Source organism: Mesorhizobium sp. M0317 (assembly GCF_040321555.1).
In the GTDB taxonomy this organism is placed as follows: domain Bacteria; phylum Pseudomonadota; class Alphaproteobacteria; order Rhizobiales; family Rhizobiaceae; genus Mesorhizobium.
The window spans coordinates 48,011-68,713 of the sequence record NZ_JAMYRV010000039.1 but is presented as its reverse complement, the minus strand read 5'-3'; the positions used below and the strand labels follow the sequence as shown (position 1 = coordinate 68,713).

At 63.4% G+C, this 20,703-nt stretch carries 19 protein-coding genes and 1 pseudogene; 15 read left to right on the top strand and 5 right to left on the bottom strand.

Features of this window, described 5'->3' with window-relative positions; genetic code table 11:
- A partial coding sequence (locus NKI88_RS23770; protein ID WP_352657632.1) for a hypothetical protein occupies positions 1–185 on the top strand: 185 nt, incomplete at its 5' end.
- Positions 186–446: 261 nt separating this feature from the next.
- Here NKI88_RS23770 and NKI88_RS23765 read toward each other — a convergent pair.
- The 4 genes from NKI88_RS23765 to NKI88_RS23750 form a co-directional block, all read right to left on the bottom strand.
- The gene (locus NKI88_RS23765; RefSeq protein ID WP_023710933.1) at positions 447–653 is read right to left on the bottom strand and encodes a hypothetical protein; all 207 of its coding nucleotides are present in this window, start codon (positions 651–653) and stop codon (positions 447–449) included.
- A gap of 81 nt (positions 654–734) precedes the next feature.
- A complete protein-coding gene (fcl, locus tag NKI88_RS23760; RefSeq protein ID WP_352657629.1) occupies positions 735–1,703 on the bottom strand; it encodes a GDP-L-fucose synthase in 969 nt (322 codons plus the stop codon).
- 9 nt (positions 1,704–1,712) lie between these two features.
- Positions 1,713–2,783 carry a GDP-mannose 4,6-dehydratase gene (gene gmd, locus NKI88_RS23755; protein ID WP_352657627.1) on the bottom strand — a complete coding sequence of 357 codons (1,071 nt, stop codon included), beginning with the start codon at positions 2,781–2,783 and terminating at the stop codon, positions 1,713–1,715.
- 103 nt (positions 2,784–2,886) lie between these two features.
- The gene (locus tag NKI88_RS23750; protein WP_352657625.1) at positions 2,887–4,041 is read right to left on the bottom strand and encodes a dihydrodipicolinate synthase family protein; all 1,155 of its coding nucleotides are present in this window, start codon (positions 4,039–4,041) and stop codon (positions 2,887–2,889) included.
- Between the two features lie 229 nt (positions 4,042–4,270).
- Here NKI88_RS23750 and NKI88_RS23745 point away from each other — a divergent pair, with 229 nt between their 5' ends.
- The 14 genes and pseudogenes from NKI88_RS23745 to NKI88_RS23680 all read left to right on the top strand — a co-directional run bounded on the left by NKI88_RS23745 (position 4,271) and on the right by NKI88_RS23680 (position 19,838).
- The gene (locus NKI88_RS23745; RefSeq protein WP_352657623.1) at positions 4,271–5,329 is read left to right on the top strand and encodes a LacI family DNA-binding transcriptional regulator; all 1,059 of its coding nucleotides are present in this window, start codon (positions 4,271–4,273) and stop codon (positions 5,327–5,329) included.
- Positions 5,326–6,336 (top strand): Gfo/Idh/MocA family protein, encoded by a 1,011-nt coding sequence (locus NKI88_RS23740; protein ID WP_352657620.1) that lies wholly within the window; start codon positions 5,326–5,328, stop codon positions 6,334–6,336. The genes NKI88_RS23745 and NKI88_RS23740 overlap by 4 nt, the downstream gene beginning before the upstream one ends.
- Positions 6,333–7,934: an acyl CoA:acetate/3-ketoacid CoA transferase gene (locus NKI88_RS23735; RefSeq protein ID WP_352657618.1), complete on the top strand. Its 1,602-nt coding sequence runs from the start codon at positions 6,333–6,335 to the stop codon at positions 7,932–7,934. Before NKI88_RS23740 ends, NKI88_RS23735 begins: the two co-directional genes overlap by 4 nt.
- A complete protein-coding gene (locus NKI88_RS23730) occupies positions 7,927–8,703 on the top strand; it encodes an enoyl-CoA hydratase/isomerase family protein (protein ID WP_352657615.1) in 777 nt (258 codons plus the stop codon). The genes NKI88_RS23735 and NKI88_RS23730 overlap by 8 nt, the downstream gene beginning before the upstream one ends.
- 10 nt (positions 8,704–8,713) lie before the next feature.
- The gene (locus tag NKI88_RS23725; protein ID WP_352657635.1) at positions 8,714–10,225 is read left to right on the top strand and encodes an aldehyde dehydrogenase family protein; all 1,512 of its coding nucleotides are present in this window, start codon (positions 8,714–8,716) and stop codon (positions 10,223–10,225) included.
- 58 nt (positions 10,226–10,283) lie between these two features.
- Entirely contained in the window at positions 10,284–11,537 is a 1,254-nt protein-coding gene (locus tag NKI88_RS23720) for an ABC transporter substrate-binding protein (protein WP_352657612.1), read from the top strand.
- A 252-nt stretch (positions 11,538–11,789) separates the two neighbouring features.
- A complete protein-coding gene (locus NKI88_RS23715; protein ID WP_352657611.1) occupies positions 11,790–12,740 on the top strand; it encodes a carbohydrate ABC transporter permease in 951 nt (316 codons plus the stop codon).
- On the top strand, positions 12,737–13,681 hold the full coding sequence (locus NKI88_RS23710; RefSeq protein WP_023704034.1) for a carbohydrate ABC transporter permease: 945 nt from the start codon (positions 12,737–12,739) through the stop codon (positions 13,679–13,681). Before NKI88_RS23715 ends, NKI88_RS23710 begins: the two co-directional genes overlap by 4 nt.
- A gap of 4 nt (positions 13,682–13,685) precedes the next feature.
- A complete protein-coding gene (locus tag NKI88_RS23705) occupies positions 13,686–14,801 on the top strand; it encodes an ABC transporter ATP-binding protein (RefSeq protein WP_023671180.1) in 1,116 nt (371 codons plus the stop codon).
- Positions 14,802–14,806: 5 nt separating this feature from the next.
- Positions 14,807–16,309, top strand: coding sequence for a GMC oxidoreductase (locus tag NKI88_RS23700; RefSeq protein ID WP_023747123.1), 1,503 nt, complete (start codon positions 14,807–14,809; stop codon positions 16,307–16,309).
- On the top strand, positions 16,306–17,067 hold the full coding sequence (locus tag NKI88_RS23695) for a 3-ketoacyl-ACP reductase (RefSeq protein WP_023671178.1): 762 nt from the start codon (positions 16,306–16,308) through the stop codon (positions 17,065–17,067). Before NKI88_RS23700 ends, NKI88_RS23695 begins: the two co-directional genes overlap by 4 nt.
- A gap of 12 nt (positions 17,068–17,079) precedes the next feature.
- Positions 17,080–18,708, top strand: coding sequence for a GMC family oxidoreductase (locus NKI88_RS23690; protein ID WP_352657608.1), 1,629 nt, complete (start codon positions 17,080–17,082; stop codon positions 18,706–18,708).
- A gap of 20 nt (positions 18,709–18,728) precedes the next feature.
- Positions 18,729–19,046, top strand: coding sequence for a Dabb family protein (locus tag NKI88_RS23685; RefSeq protein WP_352657606.1), 318 nt, complete (start codon positions 18,729–18,731; stop codon positions 19,044–19,046).
- 89 nt (positions 19,047–19,135) lie between these two features.
- Positions 19,136–19,838 (top strand): annotated as a pseudogene (locus NKI88_RS23680) (MFS transporter).
- A 12-nt stretch (positions 19,839–19,850) separates the two neighbouring features.
- On the opposite strand, the gene NKI88_RS23675 reads toward NKI88_RS23680, so the two are convergent.
- The gene (locus NKI88_RS23675) at positions 19,851–20,696 is read right to left on the bottom strand and encodes an EamA family transporter (protein ID WP_352657604.1); all 846 of its coding nucleotides are present in this window, start codon (positions 20,694–20,696) and stop codon (positions 19,851–19,853) included.
- Between the last annotated feature and the right edge of the window lie 7 nt (positions 20,697–20,703).

The window sequence follows — 20,703 nt, the reverse complement described above, 5'->3', positions numbered from 1 at the left end:
AAACCGACGGTGGTCCGATAGAGAGTATCAAAGGTTCTCATAGCCACATCCTCCTTGAAGCAACATGGGTACAAGGGCGCCGCCCCGTGCGGCGCCGCCATTTTTTGCCGAGCCTTATGGCCTTGGCGGAAATCGAATTAGGAGGCGCCCCAAATGAGTTCAAGAGCATCTCGAATTTTTTTTAGTAGCATCCTTCGCATCGACGGAAAGCGAAATCTGAGTTTCTACGGGACCTTCCCTTCAAACAGTCGAACAGCCCCTTGAAGTACAGACCGGCGGGAAGTTTTCGCGCGATCTGCGCGACCGCATCGTCTACTGCCCCGCCGTCCCGTTTCGTATTCAAATGCCGGCCAGCAAGGAACCGGGTAGCGGCCTTCCGATCCGTAAATCCACCCTGTCGGGGGCGAAACGTCCCGGCACGTGCCGGGACGTTTCTGGCTCGCGGATCACTGTGGCCGCGGATCGGGCCTGTCGGGCTTGTCATGAGGGGTGTTGTTGCCTTCACGGCACGGTGTGCCGATGCCGCAGCATTTGCCGTTGTAGGTGACACCGGGCTTGGTCTTCTCGCATTCCCTCGGCGGTGCCGTCTGACACCCTGCCAGCACCGAAACCGCGATGGCGGCGAGAAATGCGTTTCTTGAAGTGATAAACATTGACGTTCTCCTTGATGGACCGTGTTTGCTACACACCGCTTGGTCGCGGGCGGCAGCGAAATGGTTCAAGGAAAATTGGAATCAGGCCGCGCCGAGGCGGACATCACCCTTCTCAATATGGTTGAGAAACCACGCATATGTCTGTTCCAATCCATCGCGAAGCGCGTAGCGCGGGCGCCATCCCGTCGCAAACAGCCGCGAAACATCCATCAACTTGCGCGGCGTGCCATCTGGCTTGGTCGTATCGAAGGCGATATTAGCCTCGACGCCGGCGACCGATGCGACGGTCTGGGCAAGCTCGGCAATGGTGACATCCTCGCCCGAACCGACATTGACGTGGCTGTCGCCGGCATAATTCTTCAACAGCCAGACCAAGGCATCGGCGGCGTCGTCGACATGCAGGAATTCACGCCGTGGCGTGCCCGAGCCCCAGACCTCGAGGCTGTTGCCGCCGCTCAGCGCCAGCGCATGCGCCTTTCGCATCAGGGCCGGCACGACATGACTGGACTGGAGATCGAAATTGTCGCCAGGACCGTAAAGGTTGGCCGGCATCGCCGAGATGTAGTCGACGCCATGCTGGCGCCGATAGGCCTGGCACAGTTTGAGCCCGGCGATCTTGGCGATCGCATACCATTCATTGGTGGGTTCGAGCGGACCGGTCAGCAGCGCGTCTTCCCTGATCGGCTGCGGCGCGAGCTTTGGATAGATGCAGGACGAGCCGAGAAACAAAAGCTTGCCGACCTCGCTGCGAAAGGCGCCGTCAATGACATTGCCCTGCATAACCAGGTTTTGCTGCAGGAAATCGACAGGGAACCGGTCATTGGCCAGGATACCGCCGACTTTGGCGGCCGCCATCACCACCGCATCCGGCCTGTGCTCGGCCATCCAGCGCCGCACCCCTGCCTGGTCGAGCAGGTCGAGCCTGTCGCGCGATACGGTGAGTATCTCGCAGTCCTCGCTCGCCAGCCGGCGCACGACGGCCGAACCGACCATGCCGCGATGCCCGGCGACGAAGACACGCTTGCCTTTCAGATCAAATGTCGCGTCCATGAACCTGCCTCACGCAGAACGGCTGTTCTGCCGCGTGCCGCCGGCGGTGCGCGCCAGATCGGCCTGCACCATTTCCGCCACCAGATCCCTGAAGCCGGTCGTGTGCGACCAGCCAAGTCTTGCCTTAGCCTTGGCCGGGTCACCGAGCAGCAGATCGACCTCGGTCGGCCGGAAATAGCGCGGATCGACGCGCACCACGACAGCGCCCGAACCGGCGTCGACACCGACCTCGTCGACACCCGAGCCTTGCCAGCGAATGCTGCGCCCGGTCTCCGCAAACGCCAGTTCGACGAATTCACGCACCGAATGCGCCTCGCCGGTCGCCAGCACGAAATCGTCGGCTTCACTGTGCTGCAGAATGCGCCACATGCCCTCCACATAGTCGCGCGCATGGCCCCAGTCCCGCTTGGCGTCGAGATTGCCGAGATAGAGCGTGGCCTGAAGGCCGTGATGGATCGAGGCGACGGCCCGCGTGATCTTGCGGGTGACGAAGGTCTCGCCGCGTGTCGGGCTTTCGTGGTTGAACAGGATGCCGTTGGCGGCGAACATGCCGTAAGCCTCGCGGTAGTTGACCGTGATCCAGTAGGCGTAAAGCTTGGCCGCTGCATAGGGCGAGCGCGGATGGAAGGGCGTCGCCTCGCTTTGCGGGACCTCGCGCGCCTTGCCGTAGAGCTCCGAGGTCGAGGCCTGATAGAAGCGCACCGACTTCTCCAGGCGCAGAATGCGGATCGCCTCGAGCAGCCTGAGTGTTCCCAGCGCATCGGCATTGCCGGTGTATTCCGGCGTCTCGAAACTCACCTGGACATGACTCTGGGCGCCGAGATTGTAGATCTCGCCGGGCTGTGTCTCCTGCACCAGGCGAATAAGATTGGTCGCGTCGGTCAGGTCGCCATAATGCAGGAAGAAACGCGCACCGCGCTCGTGCGGATCGACATAGATGTCGTCAACGCGCTCGGTGTTGAACGAGGACGAGCGGCGTTTGACGCCATGGACAATATAGCCCTTCTGCAGAAGCAATTCTGCGAGATAGGCCCCGTCCTGCCCGGTTACACCGGTGATGAGCGCCACTTTTTCCGTCATTGCCGCTCCGTCCGCATCCAATCCCGGCAACCGAATACAGATTTGGCGCGAGAACGCAAATCCCCATACGGGGGATAGGTTTCAGCCAGCGATTGTGTCGTTCTCAGGCACCTGCAACCGCGCAGAAATGCTTCATCCTGGCCAGCGCAAGCTCGGAATCGGCGAGCAACCCTGCCTGGTCGGCAAGGCGGAAGATGTCGGCATAGTGCAGGATGCCGCGCGCCGACTGCATGCCGCCGACCATGGCGAAATGGTCCTGATGGCCGTTGAGCCAGGCCATGAAGACGATGCCGGCCTTGTAATACTCCGTCGGCGCCTCGAAGATCTTGCGCGACAACGGCACTGTCGGCGCCATCAGCGCGTCATAGCCGGCGCGGTCGCCCTCAGCCAGTTTCGCCAGCGCCGCACTGGCGACCGGCGCGATGGCATCGAATATGCCGAGCAAAGCGTGCGAGTGCCGCTTCCCGTCGCCGGCAATCAGTTCGGGATAGTTGAAATCGTCGCCAGTGAACATGACGACGCCTTCCGGCAGCCGGTTGCGCAAGGCAACTTCCTTGCCGGCATCGAGCAGCGATATCTTAATCCCCTCGACCTTATTAGCATGGCGCTCGATGATGGCGACGACGGTGTCGAGCGCAGCCTCGAAATTCCCACTGCCCCAATATCCCTGCAACGCCGGATCGAACATGTCGCCCAGCCAGTGCAGGATGACCTTGCCGGATGCCTGGCTGAGGATGCGATCGTAGACCCTGATATAGTCGTCCGGATCTTTTGCGACCGCCGCCAGCGCCCGGCTGGCCATCATGATCGCCTTGCCGCCCTCGCCTTCGATGAAGGTGAACTGCTCCTCATAGGCGGCGATCACATCGTCGAGCGTTCTGGCAGCGGCCGGCGCCAGATGATCGGTGCCGGCGCCCGAGGCGAGGTCTGCGCCTTCGACGCTGCGTGCCTCGGCGATCGAGCGCCGGATCAATTCCTGCGCATTCGCCCAGTCGAAACCCATGCCGCGCTGGGAGGTGTCCATCGCCTCGGCGATGCGGAAGCCAAGCCGCCACAAATGATGCCGAAACGCCATCGTCTTGTCCCAATCGACCGCAGGCTTCGACCAGGGGGCGGTCATCGCGAAAGGGTCGGCGACGACATGGGCAGCGGCATAGGCGATGCGCGGGAAAACCGCACCGATTACGGGCTCGACCGGACTGCCCGCGAGCTTGTAGCTGACGCGGCCGCCATTCTGCGTAGGCAGGGTGATATCCATGGCAACCTCCGTTTTCGGCATCCTATAAATGGAACGTTCCAATAAATCAAGAACCTTTATGATTCAGGCGATTGAACCGGTCCAAATGCCGAAGAAGGCTAAGAGCCCTTGCTTGGAACCGCATTCCTCACCTTTTCGATCTCCGCAAGAATCCCGATTGACTCTCGTTTGGCAGAGTGATTAGAACGTTCCAATAGATTTGCCCATTCAGGCGGAGGAAACCACCGACATGGCCAGCCGGCCCAAGGCAACGATCCTGGACATCGCCCGCGAGGCTGGTGTGTCCAAATCGACGGTGTCGCTTGTGCTGCAAGGCTCAGGGCTGATCCGGCCTGAAACCGCGGTCAAGGTTCGCAAGGCGATCGAGGATGTCGGCTATGTCTACAACCGCGGCGCCGCCAATCTGCGCAAAGCCCATTCCAACGTCATCGGCATGGTCATCAACGATCTCACCAACCCCTTTTTCGCCGAGCTGGCGGTCGGCATGGAGCGCGTCTTCCAGTCAGCCGGCATCGTGCCCTTCATCGCCAACACCGCGGAGAACCCGGTGCGCCAGGAAGAAGTGCTGAAGTCGCTGATGGAACAGGGCGTCGCAGGCCTGATCGTGTCACCGGCGCGCGGCACCACGCCGGGCGCCTTCCGTCGCCTCGAGATGGCGGGCGTGCCGGTCGTCTTCGCCATGCGCCGCCTGCCGGACAGCCGCATCCCGGTGATCGCTCCTGACAACCATCGCGGCGCGTATCTCGCCGCCGCCCATCTGATCGGCAAGGCCCATCGCCGGCTGGCCTTCTTTGGCGGCACCTCCGACCTGGTCGTCTATCAGGAGCGCCTGGGCGGTTTTCGTGAAGCTTGCGAGACATTGGGCATGGCCAGGCGCGACGTGCTTGTCGTCGAAGGCGAGACCAGCCGCAGGGGCGGCATCGCCTGCCTGGAAACCGCCCTTGCCATGGCCGAGCCGCCGACGGCGGCGCTGTGCTTCAACGACGCCGTCGCCTTCGGCGTCATGCTGGCGCTGCGCAAGCGCGGGCTGGAGCCCGGCGCGGATTTCGCCGTCGTCGGCTTCGACGACGTCGTCGAGGCCGAGCATTATATGCCGGCGCTGACCAGCGTCTCGGTGGACACACCCGGCCTCGGCGAACGCGCCGCCCACGTCATGCTGAAGATGATCCAGTCGCGCATCACGCATGCCGAGGACCATATCGGCGCCGTCAATCTGGTCGTCAGGGACAGCTGCGGTCCCAATCGCGGCGCCCAGGACACATCAGCAGGAATGGGAGACGCGGCATGAGCGTCAAATGGGGACTGATCGGCGCCAGCACGATCGCCAAACAGTTCATGATCAACGCCATCCGCGCGCAAGAGGGTGGCGAGATCGCGGCGGTGATGAGCTCCAGTCCGCAGCGCGCCAAGACGTATGCCGCGGAACAGAATATTCCGCTTGCCGTCTCGACGCTGGACGACCTGCTCGGCGCCGAAATCGACGCCGTCTACATCTCGACCACCAATGAACTGCATCTCGAACAGGCATTGGCTGCGATCAAGGCGGGAAAGCATGTTCTGTGCGAAAAGCCGCTGGCGCTGAACAGCGCCGACGCGCGCACAATGGTCGCCGCCGCCAAGGAAGCCGGTGTCGTGCTTGGCACCAATCATCATCTGCGCAATGCCGGCGCCCACCGCGCCATGCGCGACGCCATATCAGCCGACCATATCGGCAAGCCGATTGCCGCGTGCGTCTTCCATTCCGTCTATTTGCCGGAAAACCTGCAGGGCTGGCGCATTACCAAGCCTGAGGCCGGCGGCGGCGTGGTGCTCGACGTCACCGTGCATGATGCCGACACGCTGCGCTTCGTGCTCGGCGACGACCCGATCGAGATTTCGGCCTTCACCCAGTCGGCCGGCATGGCCGGCAGCGGGCTGGAAGACGGCGCCATGTGCATCTGGCGCTTCAAGTCTGGCGTGATTGCCCAGTCGCATGAAGGCTTCACCACCAGATACGCCGATACCGGCTTCGAAGTGCATGGCTCGGAAGGCTCGCTGATTGCCAAAAATGTGATGACGCAGAAGCCGGTCGGTTCGGTGCTTCTACGCACCGCCAAGGGCGAGGAGGAACTGAGCTTCGACCGCGAAGACCTCTACGTCAGGTCGCTGCGCCAGTTCCATGCCGCTATCAGCGGCGCGGGCCAGCCCTCCGCAACCGGCGAGGACGGCGTCTGGTCCCTGGCGTCGGCCGAAGCAGCGTTGCAGTCGGCAAAATCCGGCAAGGCCGTCACTATCGATCCGAAAGGTGTCGCGTGAGCAAGCTCGTCTCCGCCGCTGAAGCAGCAAGCCTGATCAAGGACGGCATGACCGTCTCCGTCTCGTCGTCGAGCGGCCTCGGCTGCCCGGATGCCGTGCTGGCCGCCATCGGCGAGCGCTTCGACGCCGAAGGCCATCCCAAAGACATCACCACGCTGCACCCCATCGCCGCCGGCGACATGTATGGCATCAAGGGCATCGACCATCTGGCCAAGCCCGGCTTGTTGAAGCGCACGCTCTGCGGCTCCTATCCCTCAGGCCCCTCCTCGTCCGAGCCGCCGCAGATATGGAAGATGATCGGCGACAATTCGGTCGCCGCCTACAACGTGCCCTCCGGCATCCTGTTCGACATGCACCGCGAGGCCGCCGCCAAGCGGCCGGGCGTGCTGACCAAGGTCGGCCTCGACACTTTTGCCGACCCGCGCCACCAGGGCTGCGCCATGAACGCGGCGGCAAGCGAGCCGATCGTCTCGGTGCAGCAGTTCGACGGCGAGGAATGGCTCTATTTCCGCTCGATCGTGCCTGACATTTCGATCATCCGCGCCACCACCGCCGACGAGCGCGGCAACCTGACCTATGAACATGAAGGCGCCTATCTCGGCGGCCTCGAACAGGCGCTCGCCGCGCGCAACAATGGCGGCATCGTCATTGCGCAGGTCAAGCGCGTCGTCGAGAACGGCACGCTGAAGCCGCATGACGTGCGCGTGCCCGGCGTGCTGGTAGACCACATCGTGGTGGCGCCGGACCAGTTGCAGACGACGCTGACGCCTTACGACCCGGCGATTTCGGGCGAGATCTTCCGCCCGCTGTCAAGCTTTCGCAACGCCGAGATGAACGTCCAGAAAGTAATCGCGCGCCGCGTCGCCATGGAGTTGCGCGATGGCATGGCCGTCAATATCGGCTTCGGCATCTCGGCCAATGTGCCGCGTATCCTTCTCGAGGAAGGCCAGCACGGCAAGGTCACCTGGGTGATCGAGCAGGGCGCGGTCGGCGGCGTGCCGCTGCTCGACTTCAAGTTCGGCTGCGCTTCCAACGCCGAGGCGATCATGCCCTCGCCGCACCAGTTCATCTATTTCCAGGCCGGCGGCTTCGATGCCTCGCTGCTCTCCTTCTTGCAGATCGACCGCCATGGCTCCGTCAACGTGTCGAAACTCTCGGCCCGGCCACATGTCACCGCCGGGGCCGGCGGCTTTGTCGACATCACGGCACGGGCGAAAAAGATCGTCTTCTCCGGCTTCTTCAATGCCGGCGCCAAGCTTTCGCTCGCCGATGGCGGCATCCGCATCGACGCGGAAGGCAAGGTCAAGAAGGTCGTCAACGAGGTCGAACACATCTCCTTCTCCGGCAAGCGCGCCGTCGCTCAAGGCCAGGACATCACCTACGTCACCGAGCGCTGCGTGATGAAGCTGACGCCGGACGGTCTGATGGTGACGGAACTGGCGCCTGGCATCGACCTCGAACGCGATGTGCTGGCGCAGTCAGAGATTCCGCTCGGCATCGCCAACGACCTCAAGGTCACGCCGGCGGCTCTTTATCAGGACCGGCCGATCGGCCTGTCGCTGAATGGTGGCGCTTCTCTCGGAGGCGCGCATGGCTGAGCGCCTCGTCACCTTCGAGCAGGACGGCGCCATCGGCATCGTCACGCTGCGCCGGCCGGAGAAGTTCAACGCGCTGGACATTCCGATGCTGCGCGCGCTCGAAACAGCGCTCGACGAAGCCGAAATGGCTGAAGGCGTGCGCGTCGTGCTGATCCGCGGCGAAGGCAAAGGCTTTTGCGCCGGCGGCGACGTCGAGGCCTGGGCACAAATGAGCGCTGCCGACTTTCAGGTGCAATGGGTGCGCTACGGCCACCGCGTCTTCGACCGACTGGCGCGGCTGCGGCAGCCGACCATCGCGGTGCTTTCCGGCCATGCGCTGGGTGGCGGGCTGGAACTCGCGGTCGCCTGCGACTTCCGTGTCGCCGAAACACAGGTGAAGCTCGGCTTTCCCGAGACATCGATCGGCGTCGTCCCCGGCTGGTCCGGCACGCAGCGCGCCGTGCGCCGCTTCGGTGCGCAGATCGTGCGCCGCATGGCGCTCGGCGGCGAGGTCTTTGCCGCCCCCGACGCGCTCGCCCTCGGCATTGTCGATCGTGTGGTCGAGACCGGCCAGGCGCTGGCCGAGGCGAAGGCGTGGGGAGAAAAGATCGCCGAACGGGGGCCGCTCGCAACTGAAGCCGCCAAGCTGATGATTGCGGTCGCCGAAGGCGAGGAAAGTGCGGCCGCCACCGAGGCGCTCGCCAGCGGCTTCGTTGCACTGACCGGCGACCTCAAAGCCGGCGTGAGCGCCTTCAAGGCCAAGCAGAAGCCGGCCTTTTCAAGATCCTAGAGAAAGCATGATGAACGCACCGCTCAACATTTCCATGCCGGCCGAGGCGTCCAAGGCGCCGAAGGCTTACAAGCTCCTGATCGACGGCAAGCATGTCGATGCCCGTGACGGCCGCACGATTGCGCGCAACAGCCCCGGCCATGGCTTCACCGTTTCGCGCTATGCGCAGGCAGGCGAGGCCGAGGTGGAGGCGGCCATGCAGGCCGCGCACAAGGCATTCGAGACCGGCCCGTGGCCGCGCACGAAGGCGGCCGAGCGCGCCGCCATCCTGCTCAAGACGGCCGACCTGATCGAGGCCCAGCTCGAAGACATCGCCCGACTCGATGCGCTGGAATCCGGCAAGCCGATCGCCCAGGCGCGCGGCGAGATCGGCGGCGCCATCGACATCTGGCGCTATGCCGCCTCGCTCGCCCGCACGCTGCACGGCGAAAGCTACGCCAATCTCGGCGACGCCATGCTGGGCGTGGTCCTGCGCGAGCCGATCGGCGTCGTCTCGATCATCACCCCGTGGAATTTCCCGTTCCTGATCGTCAGCCAGAAACTGCCCTTCGCGCTCGCCGCCGGCTGCACCGCGGTGGTCAAGCCGAGCGAAATGACCTCGGCCTCGACCTTCGTGCTCGGCGACATCCTGATGCAGGCCGGCCTGCCCGCGGGCGTCGTCAACATCCTGGCCGGCCTCGGCGCCGATGTCGGGGGGCCGATGGTCAGCCATCCGCTGGTCGAGATGGTGTCGTTCACCGGCTCTACCCGCGTCGGCAAGATGACCATGGCTTCCGCCGCGCAGTCGCTGAAGAAAGTCTCGATGGAGCTCGGCGGCAAGAACGGCCAGATCGTCTTCCCCGATGCCGATCTCGAGGCGGCCGCTGACGCAGCAGTGTTCGGCGGCTTCTTCAATGCCGGCGAATGCTGCAATGCCGGCAGTCGGCTGATCGTGCATGAAGCCATCGCCGACGATTTCCTCGCCACTGTCAAGGCCCTGACCGCCAAGGTAACGGTCGGCGACCCACTCAACGACCGAACCAAGGTTGGCGCGATGATATCAGCCGACCATCTGACCAAGGTCGCGGGTTACGTCGCGGTAGCAGCAAAAGACGGCAGCAATGTCTATTGCGGTGGCGGCCAGCTGGCGTCCAATGCCGGCCAGTACCTCGATCCGACCATCATCCGCGGCGTTACCGAAGACATGGCTATTGCGCGCGAGGAAGTGTTCGGCCCGGTGCTCTCCGTGCTGACTTTTGGATCGATTGAAAAGGCGTTGCACATCGCCAACAACACGCCCTATGGTCTGTCGGCAGGGGTGTGGAGCGCCAGCATCGACACTTGTATGTCGGTGGCGCGTGGTGTGCGTTCGGGGACCGTTTGGGTGAACACATTCATGGAAGGCTTTCCCGAGTTGCCATTCGGGGGCTACAAGCAGTCCGGCATCGGACGCGAACTCGGCAAACGCGCTGTCGAGGATTATACCGAGGAAAAGACAATCCAGTTTCATCGCGGCCAGCGCACCGGTTGGTGGGTCGGCTGAGTTTGGAAGAACCCGGTGGGCTTCCACCGGTCGTGTAATGCAACAAGGGAGGTAGAACATGTTGCGCAAACTGCTTATCGGAACGGCTCTGGCGACGGCCTTTGCTTTCTCGGCCCATGCCGAGGACGTCAAGGAAGTGCAGATGCTGCATTGGTGGACGTCGGGCGGCGAAGCGGCTGCTCTCAACGTCCTCAAGGGCGACCTTGCCAAGGAAGGCTATGCCTGGAAGGACGTGCCGGTGGCCGGTGGTGGCGGCGCCGCCGCCATGACTGCGCTGAAGGCGATGGTCGCGGCCGGCAATTACCCGACCGCGTCGCAGATGCTCGGCTACACCGTGCTCGACTATGCGGCGGCCGGCGTCATGGGCGACCTGACCGAGACGGCGAAGAAGGAGGGCTGGGATAAGTCGGTTCCGGCAGCCCTGCAGAAGTTCTCCGTCTATGACGGCAAGTGGGTCGCTGCTCCAGTCAACGTCCACTCCGTCAACTGGCTGTGGATCAACAAGGCGGTGATGGACAAGATCGGCGGCACCGAGCCAAAGACCTTCGACGACTTCGTCGCCCTGCTCGACAAAGCCAAGGCGGCTGGCGTCATTCCGCTCGCCCTTGGCGGCCAGAACTGGCAGGAAGCCACCATGTTCGACTCGGTTGTGCTGTCGACCGGCGGACCTGAGTTCTACAAGAAGGCCTTCAACGACCTCGACGACGAGTCCCTCAAGTCGGACACGATGAAGAAGTCGTTCGATAACCTCGCCAAGCTCGTCACCTATGTCGACCCGAACTTCTCGGGCCGCGACTGGAACCTTGCCACCGCCATGGTCATCAAGGGCGATGCCCTGGTGCAGGTGATGGGTGACTGGGCCAAGGGCGAGTTCAACGCCGCCAAGAAAACGCCGGGCACCGACTTCCTGTGCTATCGCTTCCCGGGCACGGAAGGCTCGGTGGTCTACAACTCCGACATGTTCGGCATGTTCAACGTTCCGGACGACCGCAAGGCCGCCCAGGTCGCGTTGGCCACCGCCACCCTGTCGAAGAGCTTCCAGTCGGCCTTCAACGTCGTCAAGGGTTCGGTTCCCGCCCGTACCGACGTTCCGGACACCGACTTCGACGCGTGCGGCAAGAAGGGCATCGCCGACCTGAAGGCTGCCAACGAAGGCGGCACACTGTTCGGCTCGCTTGCCCAGGGCTATGGCGCGCCTCCGGCGGTCGCCAATGCCTACAAGGACGTCGTTTCGAAGTTCGTCCATGGTCAGATCAAGACCTCGGACGAAGCCGTGACCGAACTGGTCAAGGCAATCGACGACGCCAAGTAAGCCCTGGCCAGCAAGACACCTTCCCCGCTTCGGCGGGGAAGGTTCGCCTCAGGATTGGCCGGCTGGCGCAATTCCAGGAAAAGTGTGAGCGGTTTTCCGGCCGGAATTGCGTGAAAGAAAGAGTTAGAGAGGTTCGCCGTTTCCGTGAAACGGTGAAACCCTCTTGAACACCATGCCGACCAGAGACCCGTATGCACGGGGCCGCCTTGCCGCCTGACGGCAGGCACGGACGACCCGAACGGGAGGAGCCCTATGAGCAGTGTAGCGACAACCCAGATCAAGCTGACGCCGGAGCGGTCGCGCCCCTCGCTGCGCGCGCGACTGCAGGACGCGCTGCCGAAGATCGTGCTGGCGCCGAGCTTCGCCATCACCATCGTCTTCGTCTATGGCTTCATCCTGTGGACGGTCTATCTGTCCTTCACCAATTCCAAGACTTTTCCGTCCTATGTCATCACCGGACCGCGCGCCTACCTACGGCTATGGGGCTGGACGTTCGACTCCGACCCGCCATCGAGCTGGTACACGTCGATCGTCAATATGGGCATTTTCGGCTTTCTCTACATCGCCATGTGCCTGGCGCTCGGCCTGTTCCTGGCCATCCTGCTCGACCAGAAGATCCGCGGCGAAGGCGTGTTGCGGCCGATCTATCTCTACCCGATGGCGCTGTCCTTCATCGTTACCGGCGTCGCCTGGAAATGGTTTCTCGATCCCGGCCTCGGCCTTGAGCAGACCCTGCATCAATGGGGCTGGACGAGCTTCCATTTTGACTGGATCAAGAACAAGGATTTCGTCATCTACACGGTGGTCATCGCCGGCGTCTGGCAAGCCTCCGGCTTCATCATGGCGATGTTCCTGGCCGGCCTGCGCGGCATCGACGGTGAGATCATGAAAGCGGCGCAGATCGATGGCGCCACTACTTTCCAGCTCTACCGCCGCATCGTCATTCCGCTGCTGCGGCCGATCTTCCTGTCGGCCTTCATCGTGCTCGCCCACCTCGCCATCAAGTCGTACGATCTGGTGGTGGCGCTGACCAGCGGCGGCCCCGGTGGCTCGGCCTGGCTGCCGTCCAACTTCATGTATGAGTACACGTTCAAGCGCAACGAAATGGCTGTCGGCTCGGCGAGTGCCGTGATCATGCTGATGACCATCGTCGCCATCATCGTGCCCTATCTCTATTCGGAACTGCGGGAGAAGCCGCAATGAGCGCCGTTGCCACCCCTGCCCGCCAGGCCTCTAGCGGCATGAGCACCAAGACCCTCAACCGCATCGTCATCTACGGACTGCTGGCGCTGTTTGCGTTGTTCTACCTGATGCCGCTGTTCGTCATGCTGGTGACCTCGTTCAAGACCATGGAGGAGATCCAGAACGGCAACATGCTGGCGCTGCCCCAGGCGCCGACCTTCGACCCATGGATAAAGGCGTGGAGCGAAGTTTGCTCGGGCCTGACCTGCGTCGGCATGAAGGGCTATTTCTGGAACTCGATCAAGATGGTGGTTCCGGCAGTCATCATCTCGACCCTGCTCGGCGCGCTCAACGGCTATGTGCTGACCAAATGGCGCTTTCGCGGGGCGACGCTGGTGTTCGGGCTGATGCTGTTTGCCTGTTTCATCCCGTTCCAGTCGGTACTGCTGCCGATGGCAACGATCCTCGGCAGCTTGGGCCGGTTCGGCGTCAAGCTGCAGAACGCGACCGGTTTCACCTTCGGCTTTGGCAATCCGACCGTGAACCTGGTGTTCGTTCACGTCGTCTACGGCATCGGTTTCACCACCCTCTTCTTCCGCAATTACTACGAAGCGTTTCCGAACGAGCTGGTGAAGGCGGCGCAGATCGACGGGGCAAGCTTCTTCCAGATCTTCCGGCGCATCATGCTGCCCAACTCGCTGCCGATCATCGTGGTGACGGTGATCTACCAGTTCACCAACATCTGGAACGACTTCCTGTTCGCCTCCGCCTATGCCGGCTCCGGCGACGTGATGCCGATGACGGTGGCGCTCAACAACGTCGTCAACACCTCGACAGGCGTCGTCGAATACAACGTCAACATGGCTGCGGCGATGATCGCAGCCCTGCCCACCCTTCTCGTCTATGTGGTCGCCGGCCGCTACTTCGTGCGTGGCCTGATGGCGGGCGCGGTCAAAGGATAATCTGATGGCTTTTCTGGAAATTGATGGGCTGAAGAAGCGCTTCGGGAATGTCGAGATCCTGAAGGGCATCGATGTCGAGCTCGAAAAGGGCGGCTTCCTGGTGCTGGTCGGCCCGTCCGGCTGCGGCAAGTCCACCTTGCTCAACACGATTGCCGGCCTAGAGCAGATCACCGAGGGCGAAATCCGCGTCGACGGCCGCGCCATCAACGATCTGCACCCATCCAAGCGCGACATCGCCATGGTGTTCCAGAGCTATGCGCTCTATCCGAACATGACGGTGGCCGGAAACATCTCCTTCGGCATGGAGATGCGCGGCGTGCCGGCCGACGAACGCCAAAAGGCGATCGACAAGGTGGCCAAGGTCCTGCAGATCGGCCACCTCCTGCAGCGCAAGCCGAGCCAGCTTTCCGGCGGCCAGCGCCAGCGCGTCGCCATGGGCCGGGCGCTGGTGCGCGACCCTAAGCTGTTCCTGTTCGACGAGCCTTTGTCCAACCTCGACGCCAAATTGCGCGTTGACATGCGCATCGAGATCAAGCGCCTGCATGCCACCACCGGCACAACCATCGTCTACGTCACCCACGACCAGATCGAGGCGATGACGCTGGCTACCAAGATCGCCGTCATGCGCGACGGCGAGGTGCAGCAGTTCGGCACCCCGGCCGAGATCTACAACAACCCGACCAATTTGTTCGTCGCCGACTTCATGGGTTCGCCGGCGATGAACCTGATCCCGGCGACCATTGCCACGTCGGGCAATGCGCTGTCCGTCGTGTTGGAGCGCGAGGCGCGCGAGCCCATTACGCTGCCGATGGCCAATGCGCCGGCGGGCCTGTCGGCGTTCCAGGGCAAGCCGATCATCTTCGGCGTGCGCCCGGAAGCGCTGACCGATCCGGAAGGTGCGGAACGCAACGCCTCCAACATTGCCACTGCCGACCTGCACATCGAAGTGGTCGAGCCGGCAGGGTCCGACACTTTCGCGGTGACCAACCTCGGCGGCAAGGGCGTGGTGGCGCGGTTGCGGGCCGACGCCAACATCCAGCCGGGCACCAGCACGCCGCTCGCCTTCAACCTGACCAAGGCCGTGTTCTTCGATCCGGCGACCGAACACCGCATCCGCTGATCGAGATGGTCAGCCCCGATATCGTCATCATCGGCTCCGGCATCGGCGGCGCTACGATCGCTTCCGGCCTGGCCGGCAGCGGCGCCTCGGTCCTGATGCTGGAGCGCGGCGAGCCCTTGCCGGCAACGCCGCATGCCCGCGACACGCGCTCGATCTTCGTCGATGGCCACTACCGTCCGAAGGAGATGTGGCGCGAGGCCGGCGGCGGCGCCTTCAACCCCGGCAATTACTACTATGTCGGCGGCAATTCGAAATTCTACGGCGCGGTGCTGATCCGCTACCGCAAAGAGGATTTCGCCGCCATGGAGCACTTCGGTGGCGTCTCGCCGGCATGGCCGTTTTCCTACGATGAATTCGAGCCCTGGTATTCGAAAGCCGAGCAGCTGTTTCGCGTCCGCGGCTCACTCGGCGAGGACCCGACCGAACCGTTCCACTCGATCCCCTATGCTTTCAAGCCGGTGCCCGACGAAGCGCCGATTGCGCGCGCCCGCGCCGAGCTGAAGGGACTGGGCCTGCACCCCGCCTCGCTGCCGCTCGGCGTCGACATCGACACCTGGCTGAAAGAGGGCAAGACCGGCTGGGACGCATTCCCCAACACCGCCCAGGGCAAGGTTGATGCGCAGACCGGACCGCTGACGGCTGCACTTAAGGACAGCAATATCCGACTCGAAACCGGCTGCCATGTCGAATATCTCGAAGCGTCGTCCGACGGCAAAAGCATCGCTGCCGTTCACTACCGTCAGAATGGCGAGCTGAAGAAAGTCGCGCCGAAGCTGGTCATCCTGTCCGCCGGCGCGGTCAATTCCGCCGTCATCCTGCTGCGCTCGCCTTCACCAGATGGCAAAGGCCTCGCCAACCGCTCCGACCAGGTCGGCCGCAATTTCATGAACCATAATTCGAGCGCCATGCTGGCGATCGATCCGCGCCGCAGGAACGACAGCGTCTACCAGAAGACGCTGATGCTGAATGACTACTATCTCTCCGACGGCAAAGGCGGCAAGCCGCTCGGCAACGTCCAGCTGCTCGGCAAGATCGACGGCAACATGTTGAAGGCCAACGTCAAACGCGTGCCGAAATTCGCGCTCGATTACATGGCCGGTCACGCCGTTGACTGGTATCTGATGTGCGAGGATCTACCCGATCCGGAAAGCCGCATCATGGTCGACGGCAAGGACATCGTCATGCAATGGCGGCGCTCCAACATGCAGTCGCTGGACGGGCTGACCAGGGTGATGCGTGAGAACTTCCGCGCCTGCGGTTATCCCATCGTGCTGTCGCGTCCCTTCGACAAGCGCACGCCCTCTCACCAGTGCGGCACGGTGAAAATGGGCGACCATCCGGCGACGTCGCCGCTCGACCCTTTCTGCCGCGCCTTCGACCACCCGAACCTGTTCGTTGTCGACGCCAGTTTTTTGCCGAACTCGGCCGCCGTGAATCCGGCGCTGTCGATTGCGGCACAGGCGCTGCGCGTGGCCGAGCATATTCGCCGAACGGACCTCGCGGCATGACCCGCCCCGCAGCAATCGTCACCGGCGGTGCGCGCGGCATTGGGCTCGCCTGCGCCGAGGCGCTGGCCGGGGACGGCTTCGACATTTTGATCGCCGACCTTGCCGAACAAGCGCCGGACGAACTGGCCGCCAACATCACCGCACGGGGTGCGGAGTTCGCCTATGTCCGTTGTGATATCGCCAACCTCGAGGATCACACGGCCCTCGTCGACGCCGCCATACGTGCCTTCAGCCGCATCGACTGCCTCGTCAACAATGCCGGCATCGGCGCCGTGGTGCGCGGCGATCTGCTGGAGCTGAAGCCCGAGAATTTCGACCGTGCGCTGGACGTCAATCTGCGCGGCACCGTATTCCTTAGTCAGGCCGTCGCCAAGGCGATGCTGGCGGCTCCCAGCAATCATCCGCGCTCGATCATCACCATCACCTCGGTCAGCGCCGATATGGCCTCGCCGGAACGCGCCGACTACTGCATCTCGAAAGCCGGCCTTTCGATGTGGGTGAAGAACCTGGCGCTACGGCTTGCGCCGGAAAACATCGGCGTGTTCGAACTGCGGCCCGGCATCATTCGCACCGACATGACCGCGAGCGTATCAGCCAAATACGACGCGCTTATCGACAGCGGCCTGGTGCCGGCAAAACGCTGGGGCGAAGCATCGGACATCGGCGCCGTGGTGGCGACGCTTGCCGCCGGCAAGCTCGGCTTTTCCACAGGCTCGATTATCAATGTCGACGGCGCGCTCTCCGTGCCTCGACTGTAGGTGGATAGAGTTATGACCGACTACATCATCGTAGGTGCCGGCCCGGCCGGCTGCGTTCTGGCCAACCGGCTGAGCGAGGATCCAGCGAATTCCGTGCTGCTGCTCGAGGCCGGCGGCAAGGACTGGCACCCCTACATCCACATGCCGGCGGGCTTTGCCAAGATGACCAAGGGCATCGCTTCCTGGGGCTGGTCGACTGTGCCGCAGAGGCACATGCAAGACCGCGTCTTCTGGTATACGCAGGCGAAGGTGGTCGGCGGCGGCTCGTCCATCAATGCCCAGATATACACGCGCGGCAACGCTCGCGACTACGACGCATGGGAGAAGGAAGAGGGCCTCGCGGGCTGGGGCTATCGCGACGTGCTGCCCTATTTCAAGCGCGCCGAGAACAACCAGCGCTTCGCCAACGATTTTCACGGCGACCAGGGGCCGCTCGGCGTGTCGAACCCGATTTCGCCGCTGCCGATTTGCGAGGCCTATTTCCGCGCCGGCCAAGAGATGGGCATCCCCTTCAACCCGGATTTCAACGGCGCTAGCCAGGAAGGCGTCGGCTACTACCAGCTGACCCAGAAGGACGCCCGGCGCTCATCCGCTTCGGTCGCCTATTTGAAGCCCATCCGCGCCCGCAAGAACCTGACAGTCCGAACCGATGTGCTGGTCACCCGCATCGTCGTCGAGAAAGGCCGCGCCATCGGCGTCGAGACCGTCGACAAACCCGGCGGCGAGAAGACCATCATGCGCGCCGAGCGCGAAGTGATCGTCTCGTCGGGCGCCATCGGTTCGCCGAAGCTGTTGATGCAGTCGGGCATCGGCCCGGCTGATCACCTGAAATCGGTCGGCGTGACGCCGGTGCATGATCTGCCCGGTGTCGGCTCCAACATGCAGGACCATCTCGATTTGTTCGTCATCGCCGAATGCACCGGCGACCACACCTATGACAACTACGCCAAGCTGCACCGCACCGCGTGGGCCGGCTTGCAGTATCTGCTGCTGAAGAAAGGGCCGGTCGCCTCCAGCCTGTTCGAGACCGGCGGCTTCTGGTACGCCGATCCGACCGCCGCCTCGCCCGACATCCAGTTCCATCTGGGACTCGGCTCCGGCATCGAGGCCGGCGTCGAGAGGTTGAAGAACCCCGGCGTGACCTTGAACTCGGCCTTCCTGCGCCCGCGCTCGCGCGGCACGGTGCGGCTGAGCAGCGCCGACCCGGCCGACCACCCGCTGATCGATCCCAACTATTGGTCGGACCCTTATGACCGCGCCATGTCGATCAAGGGCCTCAGGCTTGCGCGCGAGATCATGCGGCAGAAGGCGCTTGCACCTTACGTGTTGCGCGAGGTGCTGCCCGGACCATCGCTCGCCAGCGATAACGAGCTGATCGACTATGCCTGCCGCACCGCCAAGACCGACCATCATCCGGTGGGTACCTGCCGCATGGGCCATGACGATATGGCGGTGGTCACACCGGACCTGCGCCTGCGCGGCATCGAGGGCCTGCGTGTCTGCGACGCCTCGGTCATGCCGCGCGTGCCCTCCTCCAACACCAACGCGCCGACCATCATGGTCGGCGAAAAAGGCGCCGACATCATCCTCGGCCGCGAGCCGCTGCCGCCGGCGGTGTTCTCCGGCAATCGGGCCGCATAGCCACTTAGGAGAACGAACCAATGATCAGACACTGCGTCTTCGTACGCCTCCGCAGCGATGTGCCCGCCACGGAGCGCACGGCAATCCACGCCGATCTCGAAGCACTGCGCTCCGTTGTCGACGGCATGGACGCGGTCCACTTCAGCGCCAATGTCAGCCCGGAGCCGTTCGCGCGCGGCTTCAGCCATGCCTTCACCATCGACTTCCGCGATGCCGCCGCCCGCGACGCCTATCTCGTGCATGAAGCGCATCAGCGCGCCGGCGCCCGATTGATCGCAGCGCTCGAAGGCGGCACCGACGGGCTGATGGTGTTCGATCTCGACATTACGAAAAAGTGACCGCGCTTCTTTCGAAAGCCGGCTGACGCCTGTTCTCTTTTGCGCCCCAAGGAACATATCGTTCCCCGGGGGCGTTTAGGAGGAACGTCGTGGCTCTCACCGCGCAGCAGAAGAAAACCGTCCTTGCCTCCTTCCTCGGCTGGACGCTCGACGCTTTTGATTTCTTCCTTCTGACGTTCCTGCTCACCGATATCGCAACCGAATTCAACACTGACGTCCCGCAGTCTCCAAAGCGTTGTTCCTGACGCTGGCGACACGCTTCATCGGCGCCTTCTTCTTCGGCAGGCTGGGCGACAAATATGGCCGCAAGCCCATTCTGATGCTCAACACGGTGAGTTGGATCACCATCGTCGCCAATATCGGCGCCATCGTCGGCGGGTTGGCGTTCGGCGCACTGTCGGAGAAGATCGGCCGCGTCAGCGCGATAACGCTCGCCTGCCTGATTGCCTTGCCCTCGATTCCGCTCTGGGCCTTCAGCTCGACACGTTCATGCTGGCGATCGGCGCCTTCGTCATGCAGGTCGCGGTGCAGGGCGCCTGGGGCGTCATCCCGGTGCATCTTAACGAGCTGTCGCCCGGCGCCGTGCGGGCAACCTTGCCCGGCTTCATCTACCAGGCCGGCAATCTCGCGGCGTCCTATGGCGGTCCCTACCAGGCCGGCATCGCCGAGACGTCTGGAGGCAGCTATGGCTACGCGCTGGCGCTGTTTGCCGGCGTGGTCGCCGTCTGCATCATCGTCGTCATCCGCTTCAGTCCGGAACGGCGCGGACAGGTGATGACGGTGCTCGGCTGAATTATCAGGCTCTCAGCCCAGTCTGAGGGCCACGACACCGGCGACGATGCTGAGCGCGGCGGCGCCGCGCCAGCCTGTCATCTTCTCGCCGAGCGCGAAAACCGAGATCATCATGGCAAACAGGATCGACGTCTCGCGCAACGACGCCACCGAGGCGATCGGCGCCTTGGTCATCGCCCACATGACGATCCAGTAGGCCGCGCCGCTGAGCACGCCGGTGAACAGGCCTGCCTTCCAGTCGCGCGCCAGCACGGATAGCGCCTTGGGTCCGCGAAAGATGAGGCACAGCACCAGCGCGCCAAAGGCATCGCAGATGAACAACCAGGCGGCATAGCTCTGCGCCGTCGCCGCCAGCCGCGCGCCGCTGCCATCCGACAGCGTATAGCTGGCAATGAAGATAGAGGTGCCGAGCGCAAAGCCGACTGCGCGCAGATTGATCCGCTCCAGATGCGCGCCGCCGCGAAACGACATCACCAGTGTGCCGGCCGACAACAAGAGGATGCCGAGGATGGCGAATGGGCCGGGGATCTCCTGCACCACGACAACGCCGCCGAGGGCCGCAAGCAGGGGTGCCGTGCCGCGCGCCAGCGGGTAGGTCTGGGCAAAGTCGCCTGCCTTGTAGGCGCCGATGAGGAAGGTCCGGTAGCCCATGTGAAAGAGCACCGAGGCGATGATGAAGGGCCATACCGCAGCCTTCGGAAACTCGACGAAGGGCAGCACGAACAGCGCGGCAAAACCCATGCCCAGCGTCATCAGCGTGATCGACAGGAAGCGGTCGAGATGCACCTTGACCAGCGCGTTCCAGATCGCGTGCATGGCGGCGGCGGCAAGCACCGCGAAAAAGACGAAAAGCGTCATTGAGGGC